Here is a 25,266-nt window from a genome sequence, read left to right on the forward strand (position 1 = left end):
CCTCCTTGCCATGAACGGATTGCATGAAACGGACCGCTGCCGCCTTCCTGCTCTTCTGCCTCGCGGCAGGCGCAGCCACGGCGCCGCCGCCTGAGCAGACTACCCGGCCGCCCCGTACCAGTCCGGTCACGGCGCCCGCGCCGCCTCCACACCTGCCGCCGTCCGCACCACCCGGCGCCAACCCGCCGGCACCAAGCCCGGGCGAGATCGATGCCCAGGACGCCCTGCCGCCGCCCTCTTCGGCGGCCCAGGACCTGTACGCCTCGGCGCGCGGCGACCTGCTGCAGATCCGCATGCTGCTCAAGAACGGCCGCACCCAGTCGACCGTCGGCTCGGGCTTCCTGGTGGGCAGCGGCCGCCTGGTGGTCACCAACTACCACGTGGTGTCGCAGATGGCGCTCGATCCCGACGTCTACACCGCGGAATACGTCGACACCGACGGCAACAGCGGCCCGGTCGAGCTGATGGCGGTCGACGTGCTGCACGACCTGGCGGTGCTGCGTGTGAACCGCGAGGGCAGCGGCTTCTTCAAGGTGCCGGAGCGGCCGGTGCGCCTGACCCAGGGCCAGCGACTGTACTCGCTCGGCAATCCGCTCGACCTGGGTTTTGCCATCTCCGAAGGCGCCTACAACGGCGTCGTCACGCGCAGCTTCTACGACCAGCTCATGTTCGGGGGACCCATCAATTCGGGCATGAGCGGCGGTCCCAGCGTGACCGGCAACGGCACCGTGGCCGGCGTCAACGTGTCCAAGCGCCGCGACGGCGAATCGGTCAGCTTCCTGGTGCCGGTGAAGTACGTGCAGGAGCTGTTGCGCCGGGTCGCCAGCCAGCCGGCGCCGCCGAAGGACTTCAATCCCCTGATCGCGGCCCAGCTGCTGCAGCACCAGCGCGCCATGGTCGACCGCCTGCTGGAAGAGCCGCTCGCGATCAAGAGCATGGGCCCCTACCTGGTGCCGGTGCGCGAATCCGGCCAGCTGCGCTGCTGGGGGCGCTCCAACGTGAAGGCCGAGACGGCGTATACCTCGGACCTGATGAGCTGCGCGATGGAGTCGGCGATCTATGTCTCCTCGTCGCAGCAGACCGGGCACGTGTCGATGACCCACCAGTACATCCGCTCCGACAACCTGGCGCGCCTGCCCTTCGCGGCCCTGGCCAGCCGCCTGTTCCGCACCGGCACGCTGGGTGAGGGCAACGAACGCCTGACCAAGCCCGTATGCACGGAAGCCTTCGTGCACACCCGCACCCTGCCGCTGCGCGCCGTCACCTGCGTGCGCGCCTACCGCAAGTTCGAGGGCCTGTACAACTTCACGCTGCTGACGGCCAGCACCAACGCGGCCGAATCGAGCCTGCAGAGCCGCCTGGACGTGTCCGGCGTCTCTTACGAGAATGGCATGCGCGTCACGCGCGCCTTCCTCGGTTCCTTCGGGCGGAACCTGCGCCGGCCGGCGCCCGCACCCAGCGGAGGCAAGCGATGAAGGGCCCCTGGACCATCGAGATCCTGGCGCGCAACGGCGAGGTGCTGCACCGCCAGCGCGCGCACGCGCTGCCGATCCGGCTCGGGCGCGCCTACGACAACGACTTCATCCTGGACGACGAATACGCCGCCGCCCACCACGCCGTGATCGAACAGGCCGACGACGGCACCCTCCTGATGCGCGACCTCGGCACCCGCAATGGCCTGAACCACGGCCGCAAGCGGGTGCAGCAGCTGGAGATGAAAGGCGACACCGTGGTGCGCCTCGGCCATACCTCGCTGCGCGTGCGCGCGGCCGACTTTCCGGTGCCGGCCGAACTGCTGGACCGCACGATGCACGGCTGGGAGGGCGTGCTGCCGGGCGTGGTCGGGGTGCTGCTGGCGGGCCTGGTCGCCCTGCTCGTGACCTGGCTGTTCGACGCCCAGCCCTTCGAGCTGCTGAACTACGTGCTGGCGCCCAGCATCGGCATCGGCGCGGCGCTGCTGTGGAGCAGCCTGTGGGCCTTCATGAACCGCCTGTTCGGGCGCTATACGCGGCTGGGGCGGCATCTGTTCATCTTCGGCTGCGGCCTGGCGGCCCTGCTGGGCTTCCGCCTGCTGGCCTCGATCCTGGCTTATGCCTATTCGCTGGAATGGCTCACGCGCTACGGCTCGCACGCGGCGTCGGCCACCATTGCCGGGATCATCTACTTCCACCTGGCGACCATCAAGCCGCCCCTGAGGCGGCGCCTGCGCGCGATCTGCGCCGGGGCGGCGGTGCTGGCTTCCTGCCTGGTCCTGATCGTCAACCAGCAGCGCCACGGGCGCCTGGCGGACGAACTGTACATGGCGGTGCTGCTGCCGCCGGAGCTGCGCGCCAGCCTTGACACGACCGTGGCCGACTACATGGCCGGGGTCGAGGCGATGCGCAAGGAACTCGATGCGGAGCGCGCCGCCCCACCGACCGCCGGCGGCAACTGAATCCACTGGCCCGGCTTTGACAAGCGCCGGCGGATGCTGGAAGATCGGGCCGCATGAACCCGACCCGCAGCAAAATCGCCTTCGCCATCGCCTGGCTCCTGTTCTGGACCCTGATGGTGCTGGTCGCCGTCGAGGACTACCGGCGCGACGGCGGCAGCGCCTGGTGGCAGCCCGTGTTGTGGGAGAGCTCCTCGGCGCTGGTCGCTACCCTGCTGCTGTTCCTGCAACGCCGCCATGGCGCCCGCTTCGACCACCTGATCGCCACGCCCTTGCGCTGGTTCGCGCTGCAGGCGAGCATGCTGCCCCTGTACTGGATCGCCTTCATACCGTCGGTATTCGCCATCCGCCACGCCGTGTATGCGCTGGCCGGCGCCAGCTACGACCATGAACCCTGGGGCCAGGTCTTCGTCTACGAATCGATGAAGCTCACCGTCTTCATCGGCCTGTTCACGATGATCGGCTTCGGCCTGCTGTCCTATCGCGAGCTGCTGGGCGCGCGCCTGCGCGAGGAACGGGCCGCCTCGCTCCTGCGCGAGGCCCAGCTGCAGTCCTTGGCGCGCCAGATGCAGCCGCACTTCCTGTTCAATGCATTGAATACCATCTCGTCGCTGATGCACACCGACGTGGCGCGCGCCGACGCCACCCTGGTGCAGCTTGCCGACCTGCTGCGCGCCGCGCTGGCGCTGGGCGAGCGGCCGCAGGCCACGCTGGGCGAAGAACTACGCCTGGCGCGCGCCTATGCGGGCGTGATGGAGCAGCGCTTCGACGGCCGCGCGCAGGTACACTGGCGCATCGACGACGACACGCTCGGCGTGCAGCTGCCCGCCATGAGCGTGCAGCCGCTGCTGGAGAACGTGTTCAAGCACACCGTGGAGCGCCAGCGCGCGCCGACCCGCATCACGGTCAGCGCCACGCGCGATGGCGCCTGGCTGGCGCTGCGCATCGAGGACGACCGCGGAGTGCTCGGCCCTGACGCGGATGGCGGCGGCCCGGGACTCGGCCTGTCCAACCTGCGCGCACGCCTGGCGGCGCTGCATGGCGACCGCGCCAGCCTGTCCCTGTCCCAGCTGGCGCCCGCCGGCGTACGCACCGAACTGAGGCTGCCATGCGCATCCTGATCGTCGACGACGAAGGCCCCGCGCGTGCCCGGCTGCGCCGCATGCTGGCGCTCGAACCGGGCATCGAGGCGATTGAAGAAGCCGCCGACGGCCACGCGGCGCTGTGCTGCTTGCCGGAGTTCCGGCCGGACGCCTTGCTGCTCGACATCGAGATGCCCGAGCTGTCCGGCATCGACCTCGCGGCCTCGCTGCCACAGCCGGCGCCGCTGGTGGTGTTCGTGACTGCCTATGACGAGTACGCGCTGCGCGCTTTCGACGCCAACGCTATCGACTACCTGCTCAAGCCCTTCGACCAGGCACGATTGAAGCGGGCGCTGGAACGGCTGCAGGCGCGGCTCGTCTCGCGCCCCGCATCCACCGCCACTGGCCTGGCCCCGCGCCAGCTGCTCGTCACCGAGCGCGGCGCCACCCGCGTGGTGCAGGTCGCCGACATCGAGTGGCTGGAAACCGCCGACAACTACGTGGCGCTGCACACGGCGCAGGGCGCCCCGCTGCTGCGCCAGACCCTGTCAAGCCTGCTCGACCAGCTCGGCACCGGCTTCGTGCGCTGCCACCGGCGCGCCGCGGTGCGGCCTGCGGCCGTCGAACGCGTCGTCCCGCTCGACAAGGGCGACTGCGAACTGGTGCTGCGCGGCGGCGCACGCGTGCCCTGCAGCCGCCAGTACCGCGCCGACCTGATGGCGGCCCTGCAGTCAGGCTGAGGCGCGGCGCTGTCATCATGCCGACATGTTTCGCCACTATCCTGTTCATGTCTCCTACGTGAACCAACGTATTTTCCGCCACTCTCGAGGTGGCGGATTTTTTTCACAGAAAAATCAATGGAAACCTTACAAGCAGAGCGCCGGGCCTTGACGCGTTCCTTGTTGCCCCATCCCGCATCGGTCGGTGCCGAACAGGCCGTGAGGCACGCCCTTGCACTTCAGGCGTCCGTTGGCACGCTCGGCGCAGTCGAGTACCTGAAAGCGCGCAGGATCGAGGCTACGGTAATCGCTCGTGTGCTGTCCGGTGGCGCGGTCCGCGCAGAAGACCTGATATCGCGCGACCAGCCGGTTGCCTGGGAATAAGCCCGCGTTCCTCCGGCGCCGGCCGCTCGGGCGCATTGCCTGACCCTGCTTCAGGACCTGCATCCAACTCGCCCCGCCGCGATCCCGTTTGGCCACATACCGCTCGCCGCCGGCCGCCACGCCGGGCATGCTGGCGCCACTTCGACAACGAGCGTGCGCCATGAACACTCAAATCACTCCCCCAACGCGCCTGTACTTCCTCGACTGGGTGCGCATCATCGCCTTCTTCATCCTGATCCTGTACCACGTCGGCATGTACTACGTCACCTGGGACTGGCATGTGAAGAGCCCCTTTGCCTCTACACTCCCGGAACCCTTCATGATGCTGTCCTCGCCCTGGCGCCTGGGGCTGCTGTTCTTTGTCGCAGGCGCCGCCGCCAGCCTCATGCTGCGCAAGGCCGGCACCGCGACCTTCCTGCGCCGGCGCAGCCTGCGCCTGCTGCTGCCGCTGGTGTTCGGCATGCTGGTGGTGGTGCCGCCGCAGCCCTATCTGGAAGTGGTCGAAAAGCTCGGCTACGCCGATGGCTACGGCGCCTTCATGCGGCTGTACCTGCAGGCCTATAACGGCTTCTGCCGCGAGGATTGCCTGATCCTGCCGACCTGGAACCACCTGTGGTTCGTCGCCTACCTGTGGATCTACACGATGCTGCTGGGCGGGCTGGTCGCGGCGCTGGGGCCGCGCTTCGACGCCGTCGCGGCGCGCATCGGCAGCTGGCTGACGGGCTGGCGCATCGTCGCCCTGCCGGCCGCCGTCCTGGCGATCGCCCGCGTGGCCCTGGTCGAGCATTTCCCGACCAACCACAGCGTGGTCGGCGACTGGTACAACCACGCGATGTCCTTCATTCCCTTCCTGCTGGGCGCCCTGGTGGCGCGCGTCCCCGGCTTCTGGGCCCGCCTGGTCCCGCTGCGCTGGCATGCCCTGGGCATCGCCGCCACCGGCTGGGCCCTGCTCGTGATGTGGATCGCGGCTTACGAGGTGGTCGCGCCGCCGGTGATGGCGTCCCTGCGTCCCTTCGTGTATGCGATGTATGCGCTGCAGGCCTGGTGCGCAATGGTGGCCGCCTGCGGCTTCGCGGCGCGCCACCTGGACCGTGACGGCCCGGCGCGGCGCTACCTGAACGAAGCGATCTTCCCGGTGTACATCCTGCACCAGACCCTGATCGTGACGATGGCGCATGCCATGCAGCCGCTGCGGATCGCGCCGGGCCTGGAAGCGCTGTTGCTGGTGCTGCTGACCTTGACCCTGAGTTTCGGGATCTTCGAGGTGGTGCGCCGCGTCGGCCTGCTGCGGCCACTGTTTGGACTGGCGCCGGTGGCGGCACCGGGCAATGCCGCCACCGTGGGAGCGCCCGCCGGCGCTGCCAGCCGGGCGCTGCGGCCTTAATGCGTGGCCGCGCCTGCCGGGCGGTTGCCCTGGGCGCCGCTCTGCTGCGCGCCCTGTCCCGGCTGGCCGCGCTGCATTTCACCGTTGCCCTCCATCGCGTGGCGCGCATCGCCGTCGCGGCGTGCGAACGGGTCGGCGGCGTTGCGCAACGCCTCCTGCTGGGTGCGGATGTTGCGCTCGGTTTCCTCGGCGGTGCTGCGGGTGACTTCGTCGACCAGGGCGCGTGCGGTACGGGTGGTGTTCTGCACGTGCTGCTCGGTCACCCGCGCCAGCTCGACCTGGGCGTCGGCCGCCAGGCGCGAGATGTGGTGCTGGTAGGCGCGCAGCTTGTCGCTGGTCGGCTGGGCGCGCGCGGCGGCAGCGCTGAGCATCTCGGTCTGGCGATCGGCGCTCAGCACCTGCTGGCTGGCCAGGGTGCTTTCCTCGACCAGGGTCTGCACCAGCTGGATGTTCAGGTCGCACATCTGCTGGAAGGACCGGAACATGGACTTGGACATGTCGTTCAGGAAGGCGGTCTGCGCGTCCATGTGGGAGCGCACGGCCGGAGTCACGGTTTGCGGAAAGGGATACATGCATTGACCTCGTTATGTGATTGCATTGAAAGGCACGCTGCAGCCCATCGGAGCGGGCCGCGGCACGAGGCTAGAAGACTAAAGGCGCAGCCGGGCCAAGGTTTGATGTACCACAAAGGTGCGGCCGCCCCGGGACTCAAGGCCGGGCCGGCGCCGTGGGCAGTTCGGCCCCGCAATCCTTGCAAAAATTTGCGCCGGCATCATGGCCGCTGCTGCCGCAGACTTCGCAGTCGCGCGCCAGGCGCGCCGGGCCATGACGGCGGTCGTTGCGGCGCGCCGTCATCTCGGCGGTGACGATACCGGTCGGCACCGCCAGGATGCCCCAGCCGAGCAGCATCATGAACGAGGCGATGCCTTTGCCGAGCGGCGTATGCGGCGTGATGTCGCCGTAGCCCACCGTGGTCATGGTGACGATTGCCCAGTACATCGCGGTCGGGATGCTGGTGTAGCCATGTTCCGGCCCCTCCACCACGTACATCACCGTCCCCAGGATCAGCACCGCCATCAGCACCACCGACAGGAACACCATGATCTTGCGCCGGCTCGCCGCCAGCGCCTCGGCCAGGCGCGTGTACTCCTCGATGTAGAGGGTCAGCTTGAAGATGCGGAACACGCGCAGCAGGCGCAGGATGCGGATGTCGAGCAGTGCTTCGCTGCCCGGCACCAGCAGCGATACATAGGTGGGCAGTACCGACAGCAGGTCGACGATGCCGAAGAAGCTCGTAGCGTAGCGCAGCGGCTGGCGCACGCACAGCAGGCGCGCCACGTACTCGATCGTGAACAGCAGCGTGAAGGTCCACTCCAGCCCATGCATGAGATCAGCGTGCCGGACCCGGATGCGCGGCACGCTGTCGAGCACCACCACCAGGATGCTGAGCAGGATCGCCAGCACCAGCGCGATGTCGAAGCGCCGCCCGGCGACCGAATCGCTGCGGAAGATGATGTCGTACAGGCGGCCGCGCCAGCCGTCTGGCCGGCCGTAGCGGGCTGGCCGAGCGTCGCCAGTCGTTGCCGTGCGCGCCTTCATGCGGTGTAAGGCGGCCCCTTGAGCTCGACGGTATTGCGCTCCGGGTCGAGCAGGTACATCGACGGGCCCTCGCCTTCGGCGCCATAGCGCGATTCGACCGGGCCGGCCTCCACGCCATGCGCCGCCAGGTGGCGCCGGATCGCGCCTTCGTCGAAGGGTTCGAGGCGCAGGCACAGGTGATCGAGGTTGCGCCCCTCGAGGCTGGGTGCGGCGCCGCCCGCGCTTCCCAGCTTGCCGCTCACAGGCACCAGGTCGATCATGGACGCGCCGGCGCGCAGCTGGACCAGGCCGATCTCGTCCTGGCGGCGCTCGACCCGGCAGCCCAGCACCTCGCCGTAGAAGGCGATCATGGCGCCGAGGTCGATCACGCGCAGCACGATGTGGTCGAGCCCGCGCACCGCGATCGGGTGTTCAGCGGACATGGCGCTCTACCCAGGCGGCGAAGCTGTCGATGAAGGTCTGGAAGAAGGCGCGGCTCCCATCGTCGACCAGGCGGTCGCCCTCGTACTTGTTGCCCACCATGCCGACATAGGCTTCCGGCGCCGGCATGCAGGGCATGTTCAGGAAGGGCAGCATCTGGCGCAGGTGGTGGTTGGCGCCGAAGCCGCCCAGCGCGCCGGGCGAGACGCTGACCACCGCGCAGGGCTTGTCCGCGTAGGCGGCCTTGCCGTAGGGGCGCGAGCCGACGTCGATCGCATTCTTGAGCGCGCCCGGCACCGAGCGGTTGTATTCCGGCGTACAGAACAGGATGCCGTCGGCCTGCCTGATGCGCTCGCGGAAGGCCGTGAAGGCGGGCGGTGGGTTGTCGGTCTCGTCGTCCTGGTTGTAGAGCGGCAGGTCGCGGATCTCGACGATCTCCATGCGCAGGCTGGCGGGCGCGAGTTCGATCATCGATTGCGCCACCTTGCGGGTGAACGAATCCTTGCGCAGGCTGCCGACGATGACGGCGATGTTCCGTGTGGCCATGGTAGTCCTCTCAAAAATGCGGAATGAAAACCCGATGGTAACCATTTTTGCAAGCCTGCGCTGTCCACCTCCTGCCGGCGAGCGCGAGCGGTGTGAGAAACCACGCATTTCCCAGCAGCATGGCCGCGGTATAGTGGGCGCCCGATTCCGACCCGCTGCCTGCCATGCGCTTCATGCCGACCATCCTTGCCGCTGCCCTTGCAGCGCTCGCCAGCTATTCATCCACCGTGTCGGCCGCCGACGCCGCTCCGCCCCTGCCGTTCACGGCGCAGGCCTGGCGCGCCGCCGCCCTGCGCGACGTCGACGCCGGCTACCGGGTCACCCTGGCCAACCATGCCGGCGCCCACGATCCGCACAACCCGGCATTTCTGCGCAACCTGCGCGCCGCCAGGGCCCATGGAGCGGCGCTGGCGGCGAAGGTGAATGACGGCAGCGGCTACATCGCGGCCCTGCTGGGCTTTTCGAACCGGATCCACGATGGCCACGCGGGCGTCTACCCCAGCTTCGATTTCGATGCCGTCAAGCCGGCCGAGTGGCCCGGCTTCGTCGCCGCCTGGCGCGGCGACCTGTTCGTGTACGCGAGCGAGGATGGCGCCGCGCGCGAGGGCGAGCGCATCGTGTCCTGCGACGGCAAGCCGGCGCGCCGGCTCTTGGCGCAGAACGTGTTCGCCTTCCTGGGCCGTCCGAAGGAAGAAGGCCAGTGGTGGAGCCAGGCGCGCAACCTGTTCACCGACTTCGGCAACCCGTTCGCGCCGCGCCCGCAGCGCTGCGTTTTCGAGCTTGACGGCCGGCAGGTCGAACGCGTGCTGGCCTGGCGCACCATGCCCGACTCGCGCACGCCGCTACTGCGCGACAGCGTCGCCGGCGCCACCCTGCCGGTCGGCCTGAGCGAACCGCGCAAGAACCTGTTCTGGGTCGCCATGCCGACCTTCCAGCCGTCCGATGCGGAACGCGCCGCCTACCGCGCGATCAACGAGCAGGTGCGCAAGGAGCGCGAGCGCTTCCTCGGCGCTGACGCGGTCGTGGTCGACCTGCGCCGCAACCAGGGTGGCAGCTCGAGCTGGAGCGAGGAGTTCGCCAAGGCGCTGTGGGGCGACGCCGAACTGAAGCGGCGCGACGATGCGCGCAACCGGAATGTCGAAGTCTGGTACCGCGCTTCGCCAGGCAACATCGCCTATTACCAGCAGGGGAAGGAGAAAGACATCGCCCGGGGCGAGACCGCATCCGCGCAGTGGTGGGCCGAGCGTGAAGCGGCCACGCGCAAGGCCCAAGCGGCCGGCAAGCCCTACTACATCTCGAAGGACGAGCCGGAGGAAAACAGCGGGACCGTGCAGCAGGCGCCGGCCGCGCCCTTCACCCGCCCGGTCTACGTGATCGTCCCCGGCAACTGCGCCAGCGCCTGCCTGGACGCGATCGACTACTTCAAGCTGTTCCCCAACACGAAGCTGGTCGGCGCGCCCAGCTCGGCGGACTCGACCTACATGGAAGTGCGGGTCGAGCCCCTGCCGGGTGGCCTGGCGCGCGTCATCGTGCCGACCAAGCTCTACGTGAACCGGCCGCGCGGCAACGGCGAGTTCTACCGCCCCGATATCCCGGTCACAGACCTGCGCTGGAGCACCGCCACCTTCCTCGATGTGGTGGAGCGCGACCTGGCGGGCAAATGAAAGTCCGGAACACGCGGCGCGATGCGCTGATCTGCGGGATCGGCATGCTGCTGCTCGGCTTGCTCGCACTCGGCTTCACCACCGGGCTACTCGAGGGTGTACCGTCCGCGCGCCCGCGACGCGTGTCGCTCTACCGTGCCCCGCCGTGGGTGGCCATCTGCGCCAGCCTGTCCTTCGTGTTCGGCGGCCTGGCGGTGCTGCTGACCCACTGCTGGCCGCGGCGCATCGGTACCGTTTTCAGCGTCGTGTGCGGCATCCTGCTGTTCATCGTCCTGGCCTGGCTGGCGGTCATGGAGCCGGCGCGCTGACCGATCAGCCTCAGTCCGGCCCCCGATGGAGCTCAGAGCCGCAGGCGCTTGCGCTCGCCCAGGAAGCGCGTCAATGCCGCCTTGCTCATCACGGTCACTGGATCGCCGTGCCACACGAACAGGAAGGGGGCGCCGCCCTGTCGGTCGGTCAGCTTGGCCGATACCAGGAAGCGGGTGCCGACCGGATAGCGCTCCGGGTCGCTGAGCGCACGCGCGCACTGCACCCGCAGCGAGGTTGCATAGGCCTGGCCCGATACCGGGCGAATGCTCACCTGTCCGGTTCTCGGATCGACAAAGGATTCCACCGCCACCTCGCGATAGGCCCAGGCTTCGCGCGCCATCCGTTCAGCCTTTCGCTGCTGCCAGTCCCGGACGCGCCACGGGCGCTTCGCGGATCGGCAGGTTGATCAATGCGGCCGCCACGGCCAGCAGGATGTCGGCGTACCACATCCACGTATAGTCGCCGAAGCGGACAAAGGACAGGCCGCCCAGCCAGGCGCCGAAGAAACCGCCGATCTGGTGCGACAGCAGGGTCATGCCGAACAGGGTCGCCAGGTAGCGCATGCCGAACAGCTTGCCCACCAGGCCGGCGGTCGGCGGCACCGTGGCCAGCCAGGTGAAGCCGAGCGCGCCGGCGAACAGGTAGAAGGTCAGCGCAGTCTTGGGCGCGAGCAGGTAGGCCACGATGATCAGGGCACGGCTGCCGTAGATGAAGGCGAGCAGCGACTTCATGCGGTAGCGGTTGGCGAGCGCTCCTGCCGCCAGGCTGCCCGCGATGTTGAATAGCCCGATCAGCGCCAGCGCCGTAGCCGACACGCCGGCCGACAGGCCGCACAGCGCGACTTCCTGCGGCAGGTGGGTCACGAGGAAGGCGATGTGGAAGCCGCAGGTGAAGAAGCCCAGGTGCAGGCACAGGTAGCTGCGGTCGCGCATGGCCTGGCGCAGCTGTTCGCTCAGGCTGATTCCTTGCGCCACGGGAGCGACCGGGGCTGCGCTGGGGGATGAGGTCAGCGGCACGGCCGGCTTCTTGCGCATGCCGAGCGCCAGCGGGATGGTGAGCAGGGTCGTGGCGGCCATGGTGAGCATGGCGATGACCCAGCCGGCGGAGGCAATGATCGCCTGCATCAGCGGCGCGAACACGAACTGGCCAAAGGAGCCGCCGGCGTTGATGAAGCCGGACGCGAAAGCGCGCCGCTCGGCGGGCAGGCGCTGGGCGGTAGCGCCGATCAGGATCGAGAAGCTCCCTGCCCCCGCGCCGGCGGCGGACAGGATGCCCATGCTGAGCAGCAGCCCCCACTCGGAGGACATGAAGGGCGTGGCGGCCGTGCCGACAGCGAGCATGACGCCGCCGATCACGATCACGCGGGCCGGGCCGTACTTGTCGGCGATGGCGCCGAAGACCGGCTGCGAGGCTCCCCACATGAGCTGGGCGACCGCCATCGCGAAGCTGATGGTAGCGATGCCGAGGCCGGTAGAAGTGTTGATCGGCGACAGGAACAGGCCCGTGGTCAGGCGCGCGCCCATCGTGATCATCAGGATCGTGCTCGCGGCCAGGATCAGCATCCAGGCCGCGCGCGGCGTCATCGTTTCTTGCGTTGTCATGTGCGACTCCCCGAATGGGCGTGTTGCCCGTTCGAGGAATTATAGTGCATATGCACGCACATGTCAGAGAGCTATCTACTTAGCCCGGTTCCGCAGCGCGGATCAACAGCGCCACCGACTCTGCCGCCATGCCCTCTTCACGCCCGAGGAAGCCCAGCTTTTCGTTGGTCTTGGCCTTGATGTTCACCTGCTGCGGCGACAGGCCCAGGTCTTCGGCGATGCGCGACACCATCTGCGGAATGTGCGGCGCCATCTTCGGCTGCTGGGCAATGATGGTCGCGTCGATGTTGCCGATCGTGTAGCCGGTCGCCACCACGCGGTGCGCCACTTCCCGCAGCAGCGTGCGCGAATCGGCGCCCGCGAACATCGGGTCGGTGTCGGGGAAATGCTTGCCGATGTCGCCCAGCGCAGCCGCGCCCAGCAGCGAATCGATGATCGCGTGCAGCAGCACGTCGGCGTCCGAGTGGCCGAGCAGGCCCAGGCGGTGCGGGATGGTCACGCCGCCGACGATGAGCTTGCGCCCTTCGACCAGTGCGTGGCAGTCGTAGCCGGTTCCGATGCGGAACGGCGGAGTGGGATTAAAGGATGCTTGTGCCATAGTCATTCAGTTCGTTGTCGGTTCGGTTCGGAAAGCAGCCAGGTACATCTCCGCGATGCGGATGTCGGCCGGCAGCGTCACCTTCAGGTTGCGGGGATGCCCTTCCACCAACTTGGGGGCCAGTCCCAGCGCTTCAACCGCGCTGGCGTCATCGGTGATCGCAGCCGGATCCGTCGCGGCATCGAGTGCCCGGCACAGCAGCTGGTAGCGGAACATCTGCGGGGTCTGCGCCAGCCACAGGCCATCGCGCGTGACGGTCGCCACCTCCCCACCGACGTGGCGCTTGACGGTGTCGACCACCGGCAGCGCGAGCAGGCCGCCGGCCGGGTGTTCACCCGTTTCGACGATCAGGCGCGCGATCAGTTCCGCGTCGAGCCCAGGACGCGCGGCGTCATGCACGAGGATCCAGTCGTCCAGCGACACGCTGCCGTGCAACATGCGCAAGCCGTTGCGGATCGATTCCATGCGGGTGGCGCCGCCGCAGCGCAGCACCGTCACGCCCTCGGCCGGCACGACGCCGTCGATGAAGGGATCGTCGGGGCTCACCACCACATAGGTGTGTGCAATGAGCGGGCTGGAGCGGAAGGCGTCGATGGTGTGGCGCAGCATGGGCTTGCCGCCGATGGGCAGGTATTGCTTGGGACTGCCGGCAGCCATGCGGGCGCCGACGCCGGCCGCGGGGATCAGCGCGAGATAGCGCTGCGACGCTTCTTGGGTTACTGGTGTTGCAGGGTCAGTCATCATGTCTTGCTTTTTCGTACAGGTCGAATCAGCGACTGTACCTCACCTCCGCAAACCTTGCCGAGGCGGGCATATTCCTGCGGCGAGTCGATGGCTGCCTGCAAGGCCTCGACCTTCGCCATTTCGCTTTTAATATAGGGCATCCAGCCGCGGTCGATTTCGCGCTGGAGCAGGCTTTGCGCTTGTCCGATGCGCGCGTACAGCGGCTTGTCCTCGAAGCGCCGCTCGAGCGCCTGGCGTACCCGGCTTTCGGCCCTGGGCAGGTAGTCGAGGTAAGTGTTCAGGTGGCGCATCTCGTGCGCCAGCACTTCTTCATAGGCGCAGGAGCCGGGCCGGAATTCGCGGCTGATGAAGACCACGATCGGCGGATAGGTGAGCTTGATCTCGATATGCGGAGCGATGCACTCGTAGCCGCTGGCAGGATCGGTGAGCAGGCGCCCGCCGACGTTGATGCTCACGCGCGACTCGGTGCGCGTCAGGCCGAGCACGACCTGGCCGGGCCGCGCCCTGCCATTCGTGGCCCGCCCCTTCATCGCGGTCAGGCCGCGATAGCCGACAGTGTTATCGATGCGGAAACCGTTCTGGGTGCCGGTGAGGACCGATAGCGTTTCGCCGATCGTGTCCTCGCAGCGCGCCTGGAAGTCGGTGCGCGGCGCGGCCGAGGCTGCAAGCGCCCACACCCACAGGACGAGCGCAAGCAGCCGCTTCATGCCTTAAGCTGGATTCCAGCTGCCGGACAGGATTTTCTCGAGCCAGAAGGTGCCGATGATGGTTTTCACGTCGGTAATCTCGCCGCGCTTGACCATGTCGAGCAGTTCGGGGACGGTGGCCGTGAAGGTTTCCAGGAATTCGCCCTCGTCGAGCTTCTGCTCGCCCGCGGTCAGGTCTTCGGCCATGAACAGTTCCAGGTGCTCGTCGGAATACGCGATGGCGTTGTGGATGGTGCAGACGAAGCGCCACCTGGCGGCCGTGTAGCCGGTCTCTTCTTCCAGCTCACGCTTGGCGCAGGCCAGGTGGTCTTCGCCCGGGTCGATCTTCCCGGCCGGGAACTCGATGAAGACCTGGGAATTCGGGTAGCGGAACTGGCGCTCGAGCAGCACGCGGCCGTCTGGCAGCAGCGGCAGGATGACCACCGCGCCGGGGTGGCGGATGAATTCGCGCTGGGTGGTGGAACCGTCCGGGAGCTTGATACGGTCGCGCTCGACCTTGAGGAAATGGCCGTCGTAGACCACGCCGCCGTCGATGCGGGTTTCGCGTAAATCTTGAACCATGCGGTCTCCAGTTACGGGTTGTAGGGTGGGCAGGTGTTCCCGCCCACGCGCTCAACCGCGCTTCTTGCGCAGGTAACGAAGGACGAAACCGGGGAACGCCAGCACCAGGAACAGGCAGCCGGTGACCGCATAGAACTCCCAGTTCTGCGCGAACACGCCGCCGATCCGGGATTCCAGGGTGCGAGCCAGGAAGCCGACGACAAAGTATAAAACAATTAACTCTAACAGGCGCAGCGGGAAGGACTTTGTGCGCGCGGTGCCGTCACTGGCCGTGCTCGATTTCAGTGGAATGAAACCGAACACGCGCTCGGTGAGGAAAGGCAGGTTGGCGGCCGCGAGTGCAATCGCGACCACCAGCCAGGACGCCAGGGAGGAATCCAAGGCGCTTGTTACTTTGCGAGGGTGGCCTGCATGGTGCTGTAGCACACCGCCAGCAGCCAGCCCGGAACGATACCCAGCACCACCACGGCCAGGCCGTTGAGCGACATCACGACGCGCATGTCGGCCGGGGTGTTGATGGCGGCGGTATCGGCGGCTTCGTCGAACCAGATGGTCTTGACGATGCGCAGGTAGTAGAAGGCGCCGATCAGCGAGAACAGCACCGCCACGACGGCCAGCCACACCATGCCGGCGTTGGCGACAGCCTGCAGCACGGCCCACTTGGCCATGAAGCCGACCATCGGCGGCACGCCCGCCAGCGAGAACATCAGGATGGTCATGACGATCGCGAACCACGGCGAACGCTTGCCCAGGCCCTTGAAGTCGGCGATGGTCTCGGCTTCGTGGCCGGCGCGCGCCAGCATCATGATCAGGCCGAAGCTGCCGACCGTGGTCAGCACGTAGGTGATGGTGTAGTACATCGCGGCGCTGTACGAAGCGGCGGCATTGCTGCTGTCGCCGTTGACGACGCCGGTCATCATGCCCAGCACCACGAAGCCCATCTGGGCGATGGTCGAGTAGGCCAGCATACGCTTGATGTTGGTCTGCGCGATCGCGGTGATGTTACCCACGGCCAGCGACAGCACGGCCAGCACCAGCAGCATCTGCTGCCAGTCGAAGGCCATCGCCGGCAGTGCTTCCACCAGCAGGCGGATCACCATGGCGAAGGTCGCCAGCTTCGGCGCGCCGCCCAGCAGCAGGGTGACGGCGGTCGGGGCGCCCTGCACCACGTCCGGAACCCACATGTGGAACGGGACCACGCCCAGCTTGAAGGCCAGGCCGGCCACGACGAAGACCAGGCCGAACACCAGGATGGTCGAGTTCGCGCCGGCGGCCGAGCTCACCTGGTTGATGGCGTCGACGTTGAGCGAACCGGTGGCGCCGTAGATCATCGACATGCCGTACAGCAGGAAGCCCGAGGACAGCGCGCCCAGGATGAAGTACTTCATCGCGGCTTCGGTCGAGATGGTGTGGTCGCGGCGCATCGCCACCAGCGCGTACAGCGACAGCGACATCAGTTCCACGCCCAGGTAGATCGACAGCATGCTGTTACCCGAGATCATGATCATCTGGCCCAGCATCGAGAACAGTGCAAGCACGTAGAACTCGCCGCCCAGGTTACCGGACATCATGGCGCGGTCGCCGGCGTACTGGCGCGAATACACGAGGGTCATCGCGACGGCCGCGTAGGTCACCAGCTTGAGCAGGTTGGACATCGGGTCCGACACGTACATGCCGTTGAAGGTGGTTACGGTGGCGCCGCTGTTCATGTCCGCGAAGGTGAACACGGCGCAGCCGGCGATCGCCAGCAGGCTCAGCGCGTACGTCAGGTTGCGCTTGCCCTCTTTCAGGAACATGTCGATCAGCAGGATCGCGGAAGCCGCGATCAGCAGGAAGATTTCGGCATAGACCGGCGCCAGATTGGTGTCGGTCGCTGCTAACAGAGTGGAGTTCATTTCGTTCATGGCTTATTTAAGGCACTTTGCTGACTGCGACGTGTTGCAGGAGATCGGTGACCGACACCTGCAGGGTGTCGCCGATTGGCGCCGGGTACAGGCCCATCCACAGGGTGGCGATCGCCAGCACGCCCAGGATGGCGAATTCGCGGCCGTTCAGGTCGGTCAGCTCGGCCACATGCTTGTTGCCGATCGGGCCGAACACGACGCGCTTGACCATCCACAGCGAGTAGGCGGCGCCCAGGATCAGGGCGGTGCCTGCCAGCAGGCCGGTCCAGAAGTTGAACTGGACGGCGCCCAGGATCACCATGAATTCGCCGATGAAGCCCGAGGTCGCCGGCAGGCCGGCGTTGGCCATCGAGAACAGCACGGCGAAGGCGGCGAACTTCGGCATGGTATTCACCACGCCGCCGTAGTCGGCGATTTCACGCGAGTGGACGCGGTCGTACAGCACGCCGATGCACAGGAACATCGCGCCCGACACGAAGCCGTGCGAGATCGACTGCATCAGGCCGCCCTGCACGCCCAGGTCGTTGAACATGAAGAAGCCAAGGGTGACGAAGCCCATGTGGGCGATCGACGAGTAGGCGACCAGTTTCTTCATGTCCTTCTGCACCATCGCCACCAGGCCGATGTAGATCACGGCGATCAGGGACAGCACGATGACGACCGGGGCCAGGTAGTGCGAGGCGTCCGGTGCGATCGGCAGCGAGAAACGCAGGAAGCCGTAGGCGCCCAGCTTCAGCATGATCGCGGCTAGCACGACGGAACCGCCGGTCGGCGCTTCCACGTGGGCGTCCGGCAGCCAGGTGTGCACCGGCCACATCGGGACCTTCACGGCGAAGGCCATGAAGAAGGCGATGAAGATCAGTATCTGCTCGTTCATCGTCAGCGGCAGGCGGTGCCACTCGAGAATGTCGAAGGAACCCGACTGGTTGTACAGGTAGATGATCGCGACCAGGGTCAGCAGCGAGCCGAAGAACGTGTACAGGAAGAACTTGAATGCCGCGTACACGCGGTTCGGGCCGCCGAACACACCGATGATGATGTACATCGGGATCAGGGTGGCTTCGAAGAAGAAGTAGAACAGCAGGCCGTCGAGCGAGGCGAACACGCCGATCATGAGGCCCGATAGGATCAGGAAGGAACCCATGTACTGGCCGACGCGCTCTTCGATCACCTGCCAGGCCGCCAGCACCACGATGATGGTGATGAAGGCGGTCAGCGGCACGAACCACAGCGACAGGCCATCCACGCCCAGCTTGTAGAACACGTTGAAGCGTTCGATCCAGGTCGCCGACTCATAGAACTGCATGCCGTGGGCGGCATTGTCGAAGTTCATGATCAGCGGCAGGGTCGGCAGGAAGCTGACCACGGCGCCGATCAGGGACAGCAGGCGGGTGAAGCCTGCGTTCTTGTCGCGGCCGACGGCCAGCACGATCAGGCCGAACAGGATCGGGAGCCAGATCGACAGGCTCAGGTAAGGAGGAAATGTAGAAATTGACTGCATCATTTTTCGCTTTTCTTATCGAACCCGATTAAGCAGGCCAGATCGGGAAGAACCACAGCAGGGCTGCCAGCACGCCGACGATCATCACGAACGCGTAGTGATAGATGTAACCCGTCTGGAAGCTACGGGTGATCGTGGAGAACCAGCCGACCAGCTTGGCCGAACCATTGACCAGCAGACCGTCGATCAGGCCGCGGTCGCCCACTTTCCACAGGCCGCCACCGATGGCGCGCGCGCCGCCGGCGAACACGACATCGTTGAACTTGTCCATGTAGTACTTGTTGTCCAGCAGGGTGTGCAGGAACTTGAACTTGGCATAGAACCAGGCCGGGACGCGCGGGTTGATCATGTAGCAGTAGTAAGCCAGGGCCACGCCTGCCAGTGCCAGCCAGAACGGCGCGGTCTGCAGGCCGTGCACGGCCATGCCGGCAGCGCTGTGGAACTCTTCGCGCAGGGTTTCCATCGCGCCGTGGTTCTCGCCGACGAAGATGACATTCTTGAAGAAGTCGCCATGCAGCATCGGTTCGATTGCGAAGTAACCGATGGCAACCGACGGGATCGCCAGCAGGATCAGCGGCAGGGTCACGACCCATGGCGACTCGTGCGGCTTCTGGCCCGGGGCCAGGCCGTGGTGGCCGTGGTCGTCGTGCTCCTCCTCATGGTGGGCGTCCGAGTCGTGCAGCGCATGCGGGTCGCCATGGCCGTGGCCGGCGGCAACTGCCTGCTTGTGGTCATCGTGTGCGTGGCTGTCATGGCCATGGGCGGTATGCCAGCGCTCCTTGCCATGGAAGACCAGGAAGTACATGCGGAACGAGTAGAAGGCGGTCACGAAGACGCCGGCCAGCACCGCGAAGTTGGCGAAGCCAGCGCCCGGGATGTTGGTCGCGTGCACAGCCTCGATGATCGAGTCTTTTGAGTAGAAGCCCGAGAAGAACGGGGTACCGATCAGGGCCAGCGAACCCAGCAGCGAAGTGATCCAGGTGATCGGCATGTACTTGCGCAGGCCGCCCATGTTGCGCATGTCCTGGTCGTGGTGCATGCCGATGATGACCGAACCCGCGCCGAGGAACAGCAGCGCCTTGAAGAAGGCGTGGGTCATCAGGTGGAACACGGCCACCGAGTAGGCCGAGGCGCCCAGCGCCACGGTCATGTAGCCCAGCTGCGACAGGGTCGAGTAAGCGACCACGCGCTTGATGTCGTTCTGGATGATGCCCAGGAAGCCCATGAACAGCGCGGTGATCGAACCGATGACGATCATGAAGCTCAGCGCGCCGTCCGACAGTTCGAACAGCGGCGACATGCGCGACACCATGAAGATGCCGGCGGTAACCATGGTTGCTGCGTGGATCAGCGCCGAGATCGGGGTCGGGCCTTCCATCGAGTCCGGCAGCCAGACGTGCAGCGGGAACTGCGCCGACTTGCCCATCGCGCCGATGAACAGGCAGATACAGGCGGCGGTCAGCAGCGGCCAGCCGATGCCCGGGACGGTCATGCCGGCCAGCTTGTCGGCCTGGGCGAACACCTCGGTGTACTGCATCGAGCCCGAGGCGGCCAGCAGCAGGCCGATACCCAGGATGAAGCCGAAGTCACCGACACGGTTGACCAGGAAGGCCTTCATGTTCGCGAAGATCGCGGTCGGACGGGTGTACCAGAAGCCGATCAGGAGATAGGAGACCAGGCCCACCGCTTCCCAGCCGAAGAACAGCTGCAGGAAGTTGTTGGACATGACCAGCATCAGCATCGAGAAGGTGAACAGCGAGATGTACGAGAAGAAGCGGTTGTAGCCTTCGTCTTCGGCCATGTAGCCGATCGTGTAGATGTGGACCATCAGGGAGACCGAGGTCACCACGCACATCATCATTGCCGACAGCGCGTCGATCTGGAAGCCGACGGCCAGCTTGAGCGTGCCGACGGTCATCCAGGTGTAGATGTCTTCATTGAAGCTGGCGCCGTCCATGACTGCCATCAGGGTCTGGACCGAGATGATCAGTGCGATGAGCACGCCGAGGATGGTCGCCGTATGCGATACCTTGCGGCCGACCACGTTGCCGAAGAACTTGGTACCGAGCAGGCCGGCGATCGCCGAGCCTGCCAGCGGCGCCAGAGGCACCGCCAGTAACATTGAGGAAGAGAGTTGCCCCGCCATTGTTGAACCTTAGTCGTTATTGTTTATCGAGCCGAGACCATCAGCCCTTCAGGCTGTCGAGGTCTTCCACATTGATCGTGTCCAGGTTACGGAACAGGACCACCAGGATCGCCAGGCCGATTGCCGATTCGGCGGCCGCGACGGTCAGAATGAAGAACACGAAGATCTGCCCCGCCGCGTCTCCCAGGTAGTGCGAGAACGCGACGAAGTTCAGGTTCACCGCCAGCAGCATTAGTTCGACGGCCATCAGCAGGATGATGATGTTCTTCCGGTTCAGGAAGATGCCGATCACCGAGATCGCGAACAGGATCGCGCCCAGGATCAGGTAATGTGCGAGCGACAAAGTCATGGGTTCTCCTTCGGTGCTGCTGCGGCCGCGGCTGCTGCTGCTTTTTCAGCATTGGCTGCATCGATCGCGCGCTGGTTGACCGCATCCATCTTGACGATGCGCAGGCGGTCGTTACGCTGGACGCGGACGGCAAGGCCCGGGTCGATTGCTTTGGTGTCCTTGCGCTTGCGCAGGGTCAGGGCGACTGCGGCGATGATCGCCACCAGCAGGATCACGGCCGCGATCTCGAAGCCGTAGATGTACTTGGTGTAGATCAGGATGCCCAGTTCCTTGGTGCCGCCGATGTTCAGCGCGGCCGCCTCGGCCGACAGGCCGGTCTGGTTGTACGCGCGGTACAGCACGGCAGCCATTTCCAGCACGATCAGGGCGCCGATGCCCGAAGCCAGCGGCAGGTAACCCCAGAAGCCTTCGCGCATGCGGTCGATATTAATGTCGAGCATCATGACGACGAACAGGAACAGCACCATCACGGCGCCGACGTAGACCAGCACCAGCACGATGGCGAGGAACTCGGCCTTCAGCAGCAGCCAGATGCCGGCCGCATTGAAGAAGGCCAGCACCAGGAACAGCGCGGCGTGGACCGGGTTCTTGGTGGTGATGACGCGCAGGGAGGCCAGCACCATGATGGCCGCGAACGCGTAGAACAGGAAAGTAGTGAATTCCATGACTTTTTTTCAGCCTCTTCTTATCGGTACTTCGCGTCCGCTTCGCGGGCGGCGGCGATGTCGGCTTCGTAGCGGTCGCCCACGGCCAGCAGCATCTCTTTGGTGTAGTAGAGATCGCCGCGCTTTTCGCCGTGGTATTCCAGCACGTGGGTTTCGACGATCGAGTCGACCGGGCAGGATTCTTCGCAGAAGCCGCAGAAGATGCACTTGGTCAGGTCGATGTCATAGCGCGTGGTGCGGCGGGTGCCGTCCTCGCGCTGGGCCGATTCGATGGTGATCGCCATTGCCGGGCACACTGCTTCGCACAGCTTGCAGGCGATGCAGCGCTCTTCCCCGTTGGGGTAGCGACGCAGCGCGTGCAGGCCGCGGAAGCGGTTCGACATCGGCGTCTTCTCTTCCGGGTACTGGACCGTGATCTTGCGCGACAGCGCATACTTGCCGGTCAGGGCCAGTCCCTTGAAGAGTTCGGACAGCATCAGGCTGCCGACGAGTTCTTTAATCCGATTCATTTTTTGTTTGCTTCCTTACTTCACAGCAGTCCAGATGTTCCACGGGGTCTGCATCCAGGCGGCGATCAGCACCAGCCAGATCAGGGTCAGCGGGATGAACACTTTCCAGCCCAGGCGCATGATCTGGTCGTAGCGGTAGCGCGGGAAGGTGCCGCGGACCCAGATCATCAGCGAGACCAGCATGAACATCTTCAGGAACAGCCAGAAGAAGCCGCCGACGGCGCCGAATTCCAGGAAGCCGAACGGTGCCGACCAGCCGCCCAGGAACATGATCGCCGCCAGGGTCGAGATCAGGATCATGTTGGCGTATTCGGCCAGCATGAACATCGCGTAGGACATGCCCGAGTACTCGACCATGTGGCCGGCGACGATCTCCGACTCGCCTTCCACCACGTCGAACGGGTGGCGGTTGCACTCGGCCAGGCCGGACACGAAATAGATGACGAACAGCGGCAGCAGCGGCAGCCAGTTCCACGACAGGAAGTTCAGGCCCATGTCGGCGAAGCGGCCCAGCTGCTGGCTGGCGACGATGTCGGACAGGTTCAGGCTGCCGGTGACCATCAGCACCACGACCAGCGCGAAGCCGATCGGGATTTCATAGGAAATCATCTGGGCCGAGGCGCGCATGGCGCCCATGAACGAGTACTTCGAGTTCGAAGCCCAGCCGGCGATGATGATGCCGTAGACTTCCATCGAGGTGATCGCCATCAGGAACAGCAGGCCGGCGTTGACGTTGGCCAGGGCCGCCTGCGGACCGAAGGGAACCACCACCCATGCGGCCAGCGCCGGCATGATGGTCATGATCGGGCCGATCACGAACAGGCTGCGGTTGGCCTTGCTCGGGATCACGATTTCCTTGAGCAGCAGCTTGAGCGCGTCGGCGATCGGCTGCAGCAGGCCACCCGGACCCACGCGGTTCGGGCCGACGCGGATCTGGATCCAGCCGATCAGCTTGCGCTCCCACAGGGTCAGGTAGGCGACCAGACCCATCAGCGGCAGCAGCACCACGAGGATCTTCATGACGGTCCAGGCCAGCGGCCAGACCGGGCCGAGCAGGTCAGCCCCGCCGGCGTTCAGCGTATCGATAAAACCGGGCGTTGCCATTATTTGCCCTCTCCTGCTTTTTCAACATTGATCGAACCGAACATCGCGCCCAGGGTGGCGACGGCCGGATGGCCAGCGGCCACGCGTACTGCGTTCGACGGCAGGCGTGCATCCACATTGGCGACCAGCACGGCGCTGCCCGCACCCTGCGAGACACGGACCAGGTCACCGGCATTGACGCCGATCTGCTCGGCCACCGCCTTCGACAGGGTGACCAGCGGCGCATTCGCGTCGGCGGTGCGCTGCAGCGGTTCCGAACGGCGCGCCAGCGCGTCGGTGAAGTAGATCGGCAGGTCGGCGACGCGCTCGAGCTGGCCGGCCGGAGCGTAGCTACCTGCGCTCGGCGCCAGGCGCGCGACGTTGTTCAGCTTGGCCGACAGATCGGTCACGCCCTTGCCGATGGCTTCGTCGCGGATCGATTCCGAAGTCTCGTAGTCGAAGCCTTGCAGGCCCAGCAGATTGCCCAGCACGCGCAGCACTTTCCAGGCCGGACGGGTTTCGCCCAGCGGCTTGACGGTGCCGTTGAAGCTCTGTGCACGGCCTTCGCAGTTCACAAACGTACCGGCGGTCTCGCTGAACGGCGAGATCGGCAGCAGCACGTCGGCGAAGTCCATGCCATGCTTGAAGGCGGACATGGCGACGACCATCTCGGCGCCATCCAGCGCGGCGCGCGCCTGCTGCGGATTGCTTGCGTCCAGTTCCGGTTCCGCGTTCAGCAGCACGTAGGCTTTCTTCGGCGCTGCGAAGACAGCTTCGCCCTTGCCCGTTGCGCCGACGATGTAGCCACCGACGGTGTTGGCGGCGTCGACCAGGTAGCCGAAGGAGCAGCCGGTCTGCTCAGCGATCCATTGCGCAGCGGCATGGATCTTCGAGGCTTGCGGGTGGTAGGAAGCGGCGTTACCCAGCAGCACGGCGCCCGGGGTGTCGACACCGACCAGGGTCGCGGCGATACCTTTGGCGCCCTCGCCTGCCTGGACGTTCTCGAAGCCGGCCGGGGCGGCGACGCCCTTGGCACCGGCGACAGCCGACACGACTTCAGACAGCGCAGCCAGCCAATCGGCCGGGGCAGCGATCACTTTGTTGGCGATCGGCATGAGCAGATCGTCGTCGCTCGCGCCCAGCAGCGACAGCTTGGCGCCGCCCTTGGTGGCGACGCGCAGGCGGGTCGCGACCAGCGGGTGGTCCTTGCGCAGGTTCGAGCCGATGACGAAGGCACGCTTCAGTTGCGAGAAGTTCGCAATCGGCATGCCCAGCCACGGGGTGACCTGGCCGTCGAGCGAGAAATCGCTCTGGCGCAGGCGGAACTCGATGTTGTCCGAGCCGAGGCCGCGGGTCATCTTGTTCAGCAGGTACAGTTCTTCCAGCGTCGAGTGCGGGGTCGCGACGGCGGCGATGCTATCTGCGCCATGCTCGTGGCGGATGTTACGCAGGCCGTGGGCCACGTATTCCAGCGCGGTCTGCCAGTCGGTTTCCTGCCACACGCCGCCCTGCTTGATCATCGGATTGACCAGGCGGTCGGCATTGTCCAGCGCCTCGTACGAGAAGCGGTCCTTGTCCGACAGCCAGCATTCGTTGATGGCTTCGTTTTCCAGCGGCAGCACGCGCATGACCTTGCCGCCCTTGACTTGCACGATCAGGTTCGAGCCCAGCGAGTCGTGCGGCGCGATCGACTTGCGGCGCTGCAGTTCCCACGGACGTGCCGAGTAGCGGAAGGGCTTGCTGGTGAGCGCGCCGACCGGGCACAGGTCGATCATGTTGCCCGAGACTTCCGAGTCCACGGTCTTGCCGACGAAGGTGGTGATCTCCGAGTGCTCGCCGCGGCCGACCATGCCGAATTCCATCACGCCGGCCACTTCCTGGCCAAAGCGCACGCAGCGGGTGCACTGGATGCAGCGCGCCATCTCTTCCATCGAGATCAGCGGGCCGGCCTCTTTCGGGGCCACCACGCGCTTTTCTTCTTCGTAGCGCGACTGGCTCTTGCCATAGCCGACGGCCAGATCCTGCAGCTGGCATTCGCCGCCCTGGTCGCAGATCGGGCAATCCAGCGGGTGGTTAATGAGGAGGAACTCCATCACCGACTTCTGTGCCTGCACCGCCTTGTCGCTGTGGGTGCGCACGATCATGCCCGGCGACACCGGGGTGGCGCAGGCCGGCAGCGGCTTCGGCGCCTTTTCGACTTCGACCAGGCACATGCGGCAGTTCGCTGCGATCGACAATTTCTTGTGATAGCAGAAGTGCGGGATGTAGGTCCCGAGTTTGTTTGCGGCGTCCATCACCATGGAACCTGGTGCGACTTCGACTTTTTTGCCGTCTAATTCAATTTCAACCATTTGATCGTT

General features: G+C 66.0%; 28 protein-coding genes. 8 read left to right on the forward strand and 20 right to left on the reverse strand.

What is annotated here, in order from left to right:
* Positions 1-23 precede the first annotated feature (23 nt).
* The 6 genes from LK539_RS00090 to LK539_RS00115 all read left to right on the forward strand — a co-directional run bounded on the left by LK539_RS00090 (position 24) and on the right by LK539_RS00115 (position 6,000).
* A complete protein-coding gene (locus LK539_RS00090; RefSeq protein ID WP_227798858.1) occupies positions 24-1,475 on the forward strand; it encodes a serine protease in 1,452 nt (483 codons plus the stop codon).
* Positions 1,472-2,434 carry an FHA domain-containing protein gene (locus tag LK539_RS00095; protein WP_227798860.1) on the forward strand — a complete coding sequence of 321 codons (963 nt, stop codon included), beginning with the start codon at positions 1,472-1,474 and terminating at the stop codon, positions 2,432-2,434. Before LK539_RS00090 ends, LK539_RS00095 begins: the two co-directional genes overlap by 4 nt.
* Positions 2,435-2,487: 53 nt before the next feature.
* Positions 2,488-3,552 (forward strand): sensor histidine kinase, encoded by a 1,065-nt coding sequence (locus LK539_RS00100; protein WP_227798861.1) that lies wholly within the window; start codon positions 2,488-2,490, stop codon positions 3,550-3,552.
* Positions 3,540-4,253 (forward strand): LytTR family DNA-binding domain-containing protein, encoded by a 714-nt coding sequence (locus tag LK539_RS00105; protein ID WP_227798862.1) that lies wholly within the window; start codon positions 3,540-3,542, stop codon positions 4,251-4,253. The genes LK539_RS00100 and LK539_RS00105 overlap by 13 nt, the downstream gene beginning before the upstream one ends.
* Positions 4,254-4,370: 117 nt before the next feature.
* Entirely contained in the window at positions 4,371-4,616 is a 246-nt protein-coding gene (locus LK539_RS00110; RefSeq protein WP_227798864.1) for a hypothetical protein, read from the forward strand.
* A 160-nt stretch (positions 4,617-4,776) separates the two neighbouring features.
* Complete coding sequence (locus LK539_RS00115; protein WP_227798865.1) at positions 4,777-6,000, forward strand: acyltransferase family protein; 1,224 nt, start codon at positions 4,777-4,779, stop codon at positions 5,998-6,000.
* On the opposite strand, the gene LK539_RS00120 is transcribed toward LK539_RS00115, so the two are convergent.
* The 5 genes from LK539_RS00120 to LK539_RS00140 form a co-directional block, all read right to left on the reverse strand.
* Entirely contained in the window at positions 5,997-6,572 is a 576-nt protein-coding gene (locus tag LK539_RS00120) for a phasin family protein (RefSeq protein ID WP_227798866.1), read from the reverse strand. The two genes, LK539_RS00115 and LK539_RS00120, sit on opposite strands and share 4 nt — an antisense overlap.
* A gap of 136 nt (positions 6,573-6,708) precedes the next feature.
* Positions 6,709-7,599 carry an ion transporter gene (locus LK539_RS00125; RefSeq protein WP_227798867.1) on the reverse strand — a complete coding sequence of 297 codons (891 nt, stop codon included), beginning with the start codon at positions 7,597-7,599 and terminating at the stop codon, positions 6,709-6,711.
* Complete coding sequence (locus LK539_RS00130) at positions 7,596-8,021, reverse strand: VOC family protein (RefSeq protein ID WP_227798869.1); 426 nt, start codon at positions 8,019-8,021, stop codon at positions 7,596-7,598. Before LK539_RS00130 ends, LK539_RS00125 begins: the two co-directional genes overlap by 4 nt.
* A complete protein-coding gene (locus LK539_RS00135) occupies positions 8,011-8,565 on the reverse strand; it encodes an NADPH-dependent FMN reductase (protein ID WP_227798870.1) in 555 nt (184 codons plus the stop codon). The genes LK539_RS00130 and LK539_RS00135 overlap by 11 nt, the downstream gene beginning before the upstream one ends.
* Before the next feature lie 10 nt (positions 8,566-8,575).
* On the reverse strand, positions 8,576-8,740 hold the full coding sequence (locus tag LK539_RS00140; RefSeq protein WP_227798871.1) for a hypothetical protein: 165 nt from the start codon (positions 8,738-8,740) through the stop codon (positions 8,576-8,578).
* Between LK539_RS00140 and LK539_RS00145 the strand changes: the two genes are divergently transcribed.
* The gene (locus LK539_RS00145; protein WP_227798873.1) at positions 8,739-10,229 is read left to right on the forward strand and encodes a S41 family peptidase; all 1,491 of its coding nucleotides are present in this window, start codon (positions 8,739-8,741) and stop codon (positions 10,227-10,229) included. The genes LK539_RS00140 and LK539_RS00145 overlap by 2 nt on opposite strands.
* Positions 10,226-10,537: a hypothetical protein gene (locus LK539_RS00150; protein WP_227798874.1), complete on the forward strand. Its 312-nt coding sequence runs from the start codon at positions 10,226-10,228 to the stop codon at positions 10,535-10,537. The genes LK539_RS00145 and LK539_RS00150 overlap by 4 nt, the downstream gene beginning before the upstream one ends.
* Positions 10,538-10,569: 32 nt before the next feature.
* Here the strand turns inward: LK539_RS00150 and LK539_RS00155 are convergent, their stop codons facing one another.
* The 15 genes from LK539_RS00155 to nuoG all read right to left on the reverse strand — a co-directional run bounded on the left by LK539_RS00155 (position 10,570) and on the right by nuoG (position 25,257).
* Positions 10,570-10,878: a hypothetical protein gene (locus tag LK539_RS00155; RefSeq protein ID WP_227798875.1), complete on the reverse strand. Its 309-nt coding sequence runs from the start codon at positions 10,876-10,878 to the stop codon at positions 10,570-10,572.
* A 4-nt stretch (positions 10,879-10,882) separates the two neighbouring features.
* Complete coding sequence (locus tag LK539_RS00160; RefSeq protein WP_227798876.1) at positions 10,883-12,139, reverse strand: MFS transporter; 1,257 nt, start codon at positions 12,137-12,139, stop codon at positions 10,883-10,885.
* A gap of 79 nt (positions 12,140-12,218) precedes the next feature.
* Positions 12,219-12,737, reverse strand: a complete 519-nt coding sequence (gene ispF, locus LK539_RS00165; protein WP_227798877.1) for a 2-C-methyl-D-erythritol 2,4-cyclodiphosphate synthase — start codon at positions 12,735-12,737, stop codon at positions 12,219-12,221.
* A gap of 6 nt (positions 12,738-12,743) precedes the next feature.
* Positions 12,744-13,478, reverse strand: coding sequence for a 2-C-methyl-D-erythritol 4-phosphate cytidylyltransferase (ispD, locus tag LK539_RS00170; protein WP_227799757.1), 735 nt, complete (start codon positions 13,476-13,478; stop codon positions 12,744-12,746).
* Entirely contained in the window at positions 13,478-14,188 is a 711-nt protein-coding gene (locus LK539_RS00175) for a hypothetical protein (protein WP_227798878.1), read from the reverse strand. The genes ispD and LK539_RS00175 overlap by 1 nt, the downstream gene beginning before the upstream one ends.
* A 3-nt stretch (positions 14,189-14,191) precedes the next feature.
* Entirely contained in the window at positions 14,192-14,749 is a 558-nt protein-coding gene (locus LK539_RS00180) for an NUDIX domain-containing protein (RefSeq protein ID WP_227798879.1), read from the reverse strand.
* Between the two features lie 51 nt (positions 14,750-14,800).
* A complete protein-coding gene (locus LK539_RS00185) occupies positions 14,801-15,130 on the reverse strand; it encodes a DUF2818 family protein (RefSeq protein ID WP_227798881.1) in 330 nt (109 codons plus the stop codon).
* 8 nt (positions 15,131-15,138) lie between these two features.
* Positions 15,139-16,653: an NADH-quinone oxidoreductase subunit NuoN gene (gene nuoN / locus LK539_RS00190; protein ID WP_227798882.1), complete on the reverse strand. Its 1,515-nt coding sequence runs from the start codon at positions 16,651-16,653 to the stop codon at positions 15,139-15,141.
* A 7-nt stretch (positions 16,654-16,660) separates the two neighbouring features.
* Positions 16,661-18,157 carry an NADH-quinone oxidoreductase subunit M gene (locus tag LK539_RS00195; protein ID WP_227798883.1) on the reverse strand — a complete coding sequence of 499 codons (1,497 nt, stop codon included), beginning with the start codon at positions 18,155-18,157 and terminating at the stop codon, positions 16,661-16,663.
* Between the two features lie 25 nt (positions 18,158-18,182).
* Positions 18,183-20,300 (reverse strand): NADH-quinone oxidoreductase subunit L, encoded by a 2,118-nt coding sequence (nuoL, locus tag LK539_RS00200; RefSeq protein WP_227798884.1) that lies wholly within the window; start codon positions 20,298-20,300, stop codon positions 18,183-18,185.
* A gap of 40 nt (positions 20,301-20,340) precedes the next feature.
* Positions 20,341-20,649, reverse strand: a complete 309-nt coding sequence (gene nuoK / locus LK539_RS00205; RefSeq protein ID WP_027863874.1) for an NADH-quinone oxidoreductase subunit NuoK — start codon at positions 20,647-20,649, stop codon at positions 20,341-20,343.
* Positions 20,646-21,314, reverse strand: coding sequence for an NADH-quinone oxidoreductase subunit J (locus tag LK539_RS00210; RefSeq protein WP_227798885.1), 669 nt, complete (start codon positions 21,312-21,314; stop codon positions 20,646-20,648). The genes nuoK and LK539_RS00210 overlap by 4 nt, the downstream gene beginning before the upstream one ends.
* Positions 21,315-21,334: 20 nt before the next feature.
* Positions 21,335-21,823 carry an NADH-quinone oxidoreductase subunit NuoI gene (gene nuoI, locus LK539_RS00215; RefSeq protein WP_227798887.1) on the reverse strand — a complete coding sequence of 163 codons (489 nt, stop codon included), beginning with the start codon at positions 21,821-21,823 and terminating at the stop codon, positions 21,335-21,337.
* A 15-nt stretch (positions 21,824-21,838) separates the two neighbouring features.
* On the reverse strand, positions 21,839-22,927 hold the full coding sequence (gene nuoH / locus LK539_RS00220; RefSeq protein WP_227798888.1) for an NADH-quinone oxidoreductase subunit NuoH: 1,089 nt from the start codon (positions 22,925-22,927) through the stop codon (positions 21,839-21,841).
* The gene (nuoG, locus tag LK539_RS00225) at positions 22,927-25,257 is read right to left on the reverse strand and encodes an NADH-quinone oxidoreductase subunit NuoG (protein ID WP_227798889.1); all 2,331 of its coding nucleotides are present in this window, start codon (positions 25,255-25,257) and stop codon (positions 22,927-22,929) included. Before nuoG ends, nuoH begins: the two co-directional genes overlap by 1 nt.
* Between the last annotated feature and the right edge of the window lie 9 nt (positions 25,258-25,266).

This window comes from Massilia sp. IC2-476 (assembly GCF_020707295.1).
In the GTDB taxonomy this organism is placed as follows: Bacteria; Pseudomonadota; Gammaproteobacteria; order Burkholderiales; family Burkholderiaceae_D; genus Telluria.

Bases quoted from the DNA above. Each gene is read 5' to 3' on its own strand.
- LK539_RS00090 (WP_227798858.1), top strand. From the start codon at position 24: ATGAAACGGACCGCTGCCGCCTTCCTGCTCTTCTGCCTCGCGGCAGGC.
- LK539_RS00130 (WP_227798869.1), bottom strand. From the start codon at position 8,021: ATGTCCGCTGAACACCCGATCGCGGTGCGCGGGCTCGACCACATCGTG.
- nuoL (WP_227798884.1), bottom strand. From the start codon at position 20,300: ATGGCGGGGCAACTCTCTTCCTCAATGTTACTGGCGGTGCCTCTGGCG.
- nuoI (WP_227798887.1), bottom strand. From the start codon at position 21,823: ATGAATCGGATTAAAGAACTCGTCGGCAGCCTGATGCTGTCCGAACTC.
- nuoN (WP_227798882.1), bottom strand. From the start codon at position 16,653: ATGAACGAAATGAACTCCACTCTGTTAGCAGCGACCGACACCAATCTG.
- LK539_RS00155 (WP_227798875.1), bottom strand. From the start codon at position 10,878: ATGGCGCGCGAAGCCTGGGCCTATCGCGAGGTGGCGGTGGAATCCTTT.
- LK539_RS00125 (WP_227798867.1), bottom strand. From the start codon at position 7,599: ATGAAGGCGCGCACGGCAACGACTGGCGACGCTCGGCCAGCCCGCTAC.
- LK539_RS00105 (WP_227798862.1), top strand. From the start codon at position 3,540: ATGCGCATCCTGATCGTCGACGACGAAGGCCCCGCGCGTGCCCGGCTG.
- LK539_RS00120 (WP_227798866.1), bottom strand. From the start codon at position 6,572: ATGTATCCCTTTCCGCAAACCGTGACTCCGGCCGTGCGCTCCCACATG.
- LK539_RS00150 (WP_227798874.1), top strand. From the start codon at position 10,226: ATGAAAGTCCGGAACACGCGGCGCGATGCGCTGATCTGCGGGATCGGC.
- LK539_RS00110 (WP_227798864.1), top strand. From the start codon at position 4,371: ATGGAAACCTTACAAGCAGAGCGCCGGGCCTTGACGCGTTCCTTGTTG.
- LK539_RS00160 (WP_227798876.1), bottom strand. From the start codon at position 12,139: ATGACAACGCAAGAAACGATGACGCCGCGCGCGGCCTGGATGCTGATC.
- LK539_RS00175 (WP_227798878.1), bottom strand. From the start codon at position 14,188: ATGAAGCGGCTGCTTGCGCTCGTCCTGTGGGTGTGGGCGCTTGCAGCC.
- ispF (WP_227798877.1), bottom strand. From the start codon at position 12,737: ATGGCACAAGCATCCTTTAATCCCACTCCGCCGTTCCGCATCGGAACC.
- LK539_RS00210 (WP_227798885.1), bottom strand. From the start codon at position 21,314: ATGGAATTCACTACTTTCCTGTTCTACGCGTTCGCGGCCATCATGGTG.
- LK539_RS00140 (WP_227798871.1), bottom strand. From the start codon at position 8,740: ATGAAGCGCATGGCAGGCAGCGGGTCGGAATCGGGCGCCCACTATACC.
- ispD (WP_227799757.1), bottom strand. From the start codon at position 13,478: ATGACTGACCCTGCAACACCAGTAACCCAAGAAGCGTCGCAGCGCTAT.
- nuoG (WP_227798889.1), bottom strand. From the start codon at position 25,257: ATGGTTGAAATTGAATTAGACGGCAAAAAAGTCGAAGTCGCACCAGGT.
- nuoK (WP_027863874.1), bottom strand. From the start codon at position 20,649: ATGACTTTGTCGCTCGCACATTACCTGATCCTGGGCGCGATCCTGTTC.
- LK539_RS00095 (WP_227798860.1), top strand. From the start codon at position 1,472: ATGAAGGGCCCCTGGACCATCGAGATCCTGGCGCGCAACGGCGAGGTG.
- LK539_RS00115 (WP_227798865.1), top strand. From the start codon at position 4,777: ATGAACACTCAAATCACTCCCCCAACGCGCCTGTACTTCCTCGACTGG.
- LK539_RS00135 (WP_227798870.1), bottom strand. From the start codon at position 8,565: ATGGCCACACGGAACATCGCCGTCATCGTCGGCAGCCTGCGCAAGGAT.
- LK539_RS00195 (WP_227798883.1), bottom strand. From the start codon at position 18,157: ATGATGCAGTCAATTTCTACATTTCCTCCTTACCTGAGCCTGTCGATC.
- LK539_RS00145 (WP_227798873.1), top strand. From the start codon at position 8,739: ATGCCGACCATCCTTGCCGCTGCCCTTGCAGCGCTCGCCAGCTATTCA.
- LK539_RS00100 (WP_227798861.1), top strand. From the start codon at position 2,488: ATGAACCCGACCCGCAGCAAAATCGCCTTCGCCATCGCCTGGCTCCTG.
- LK539_RS00180 (WP_227798879.1), bottom strand. From the start codon at position 14,749: ATGGTTCAAGATTTACGCGAAACCCGCATCGACGGCGGCGTGGTCTAC.
- nuoH (WP_227798888.1), bottom strand. From the start codon at position 22,927: ATGGCAACGCCCGGTTTTATCGATACGCTGAACGCCGGCGGGGCTGAC.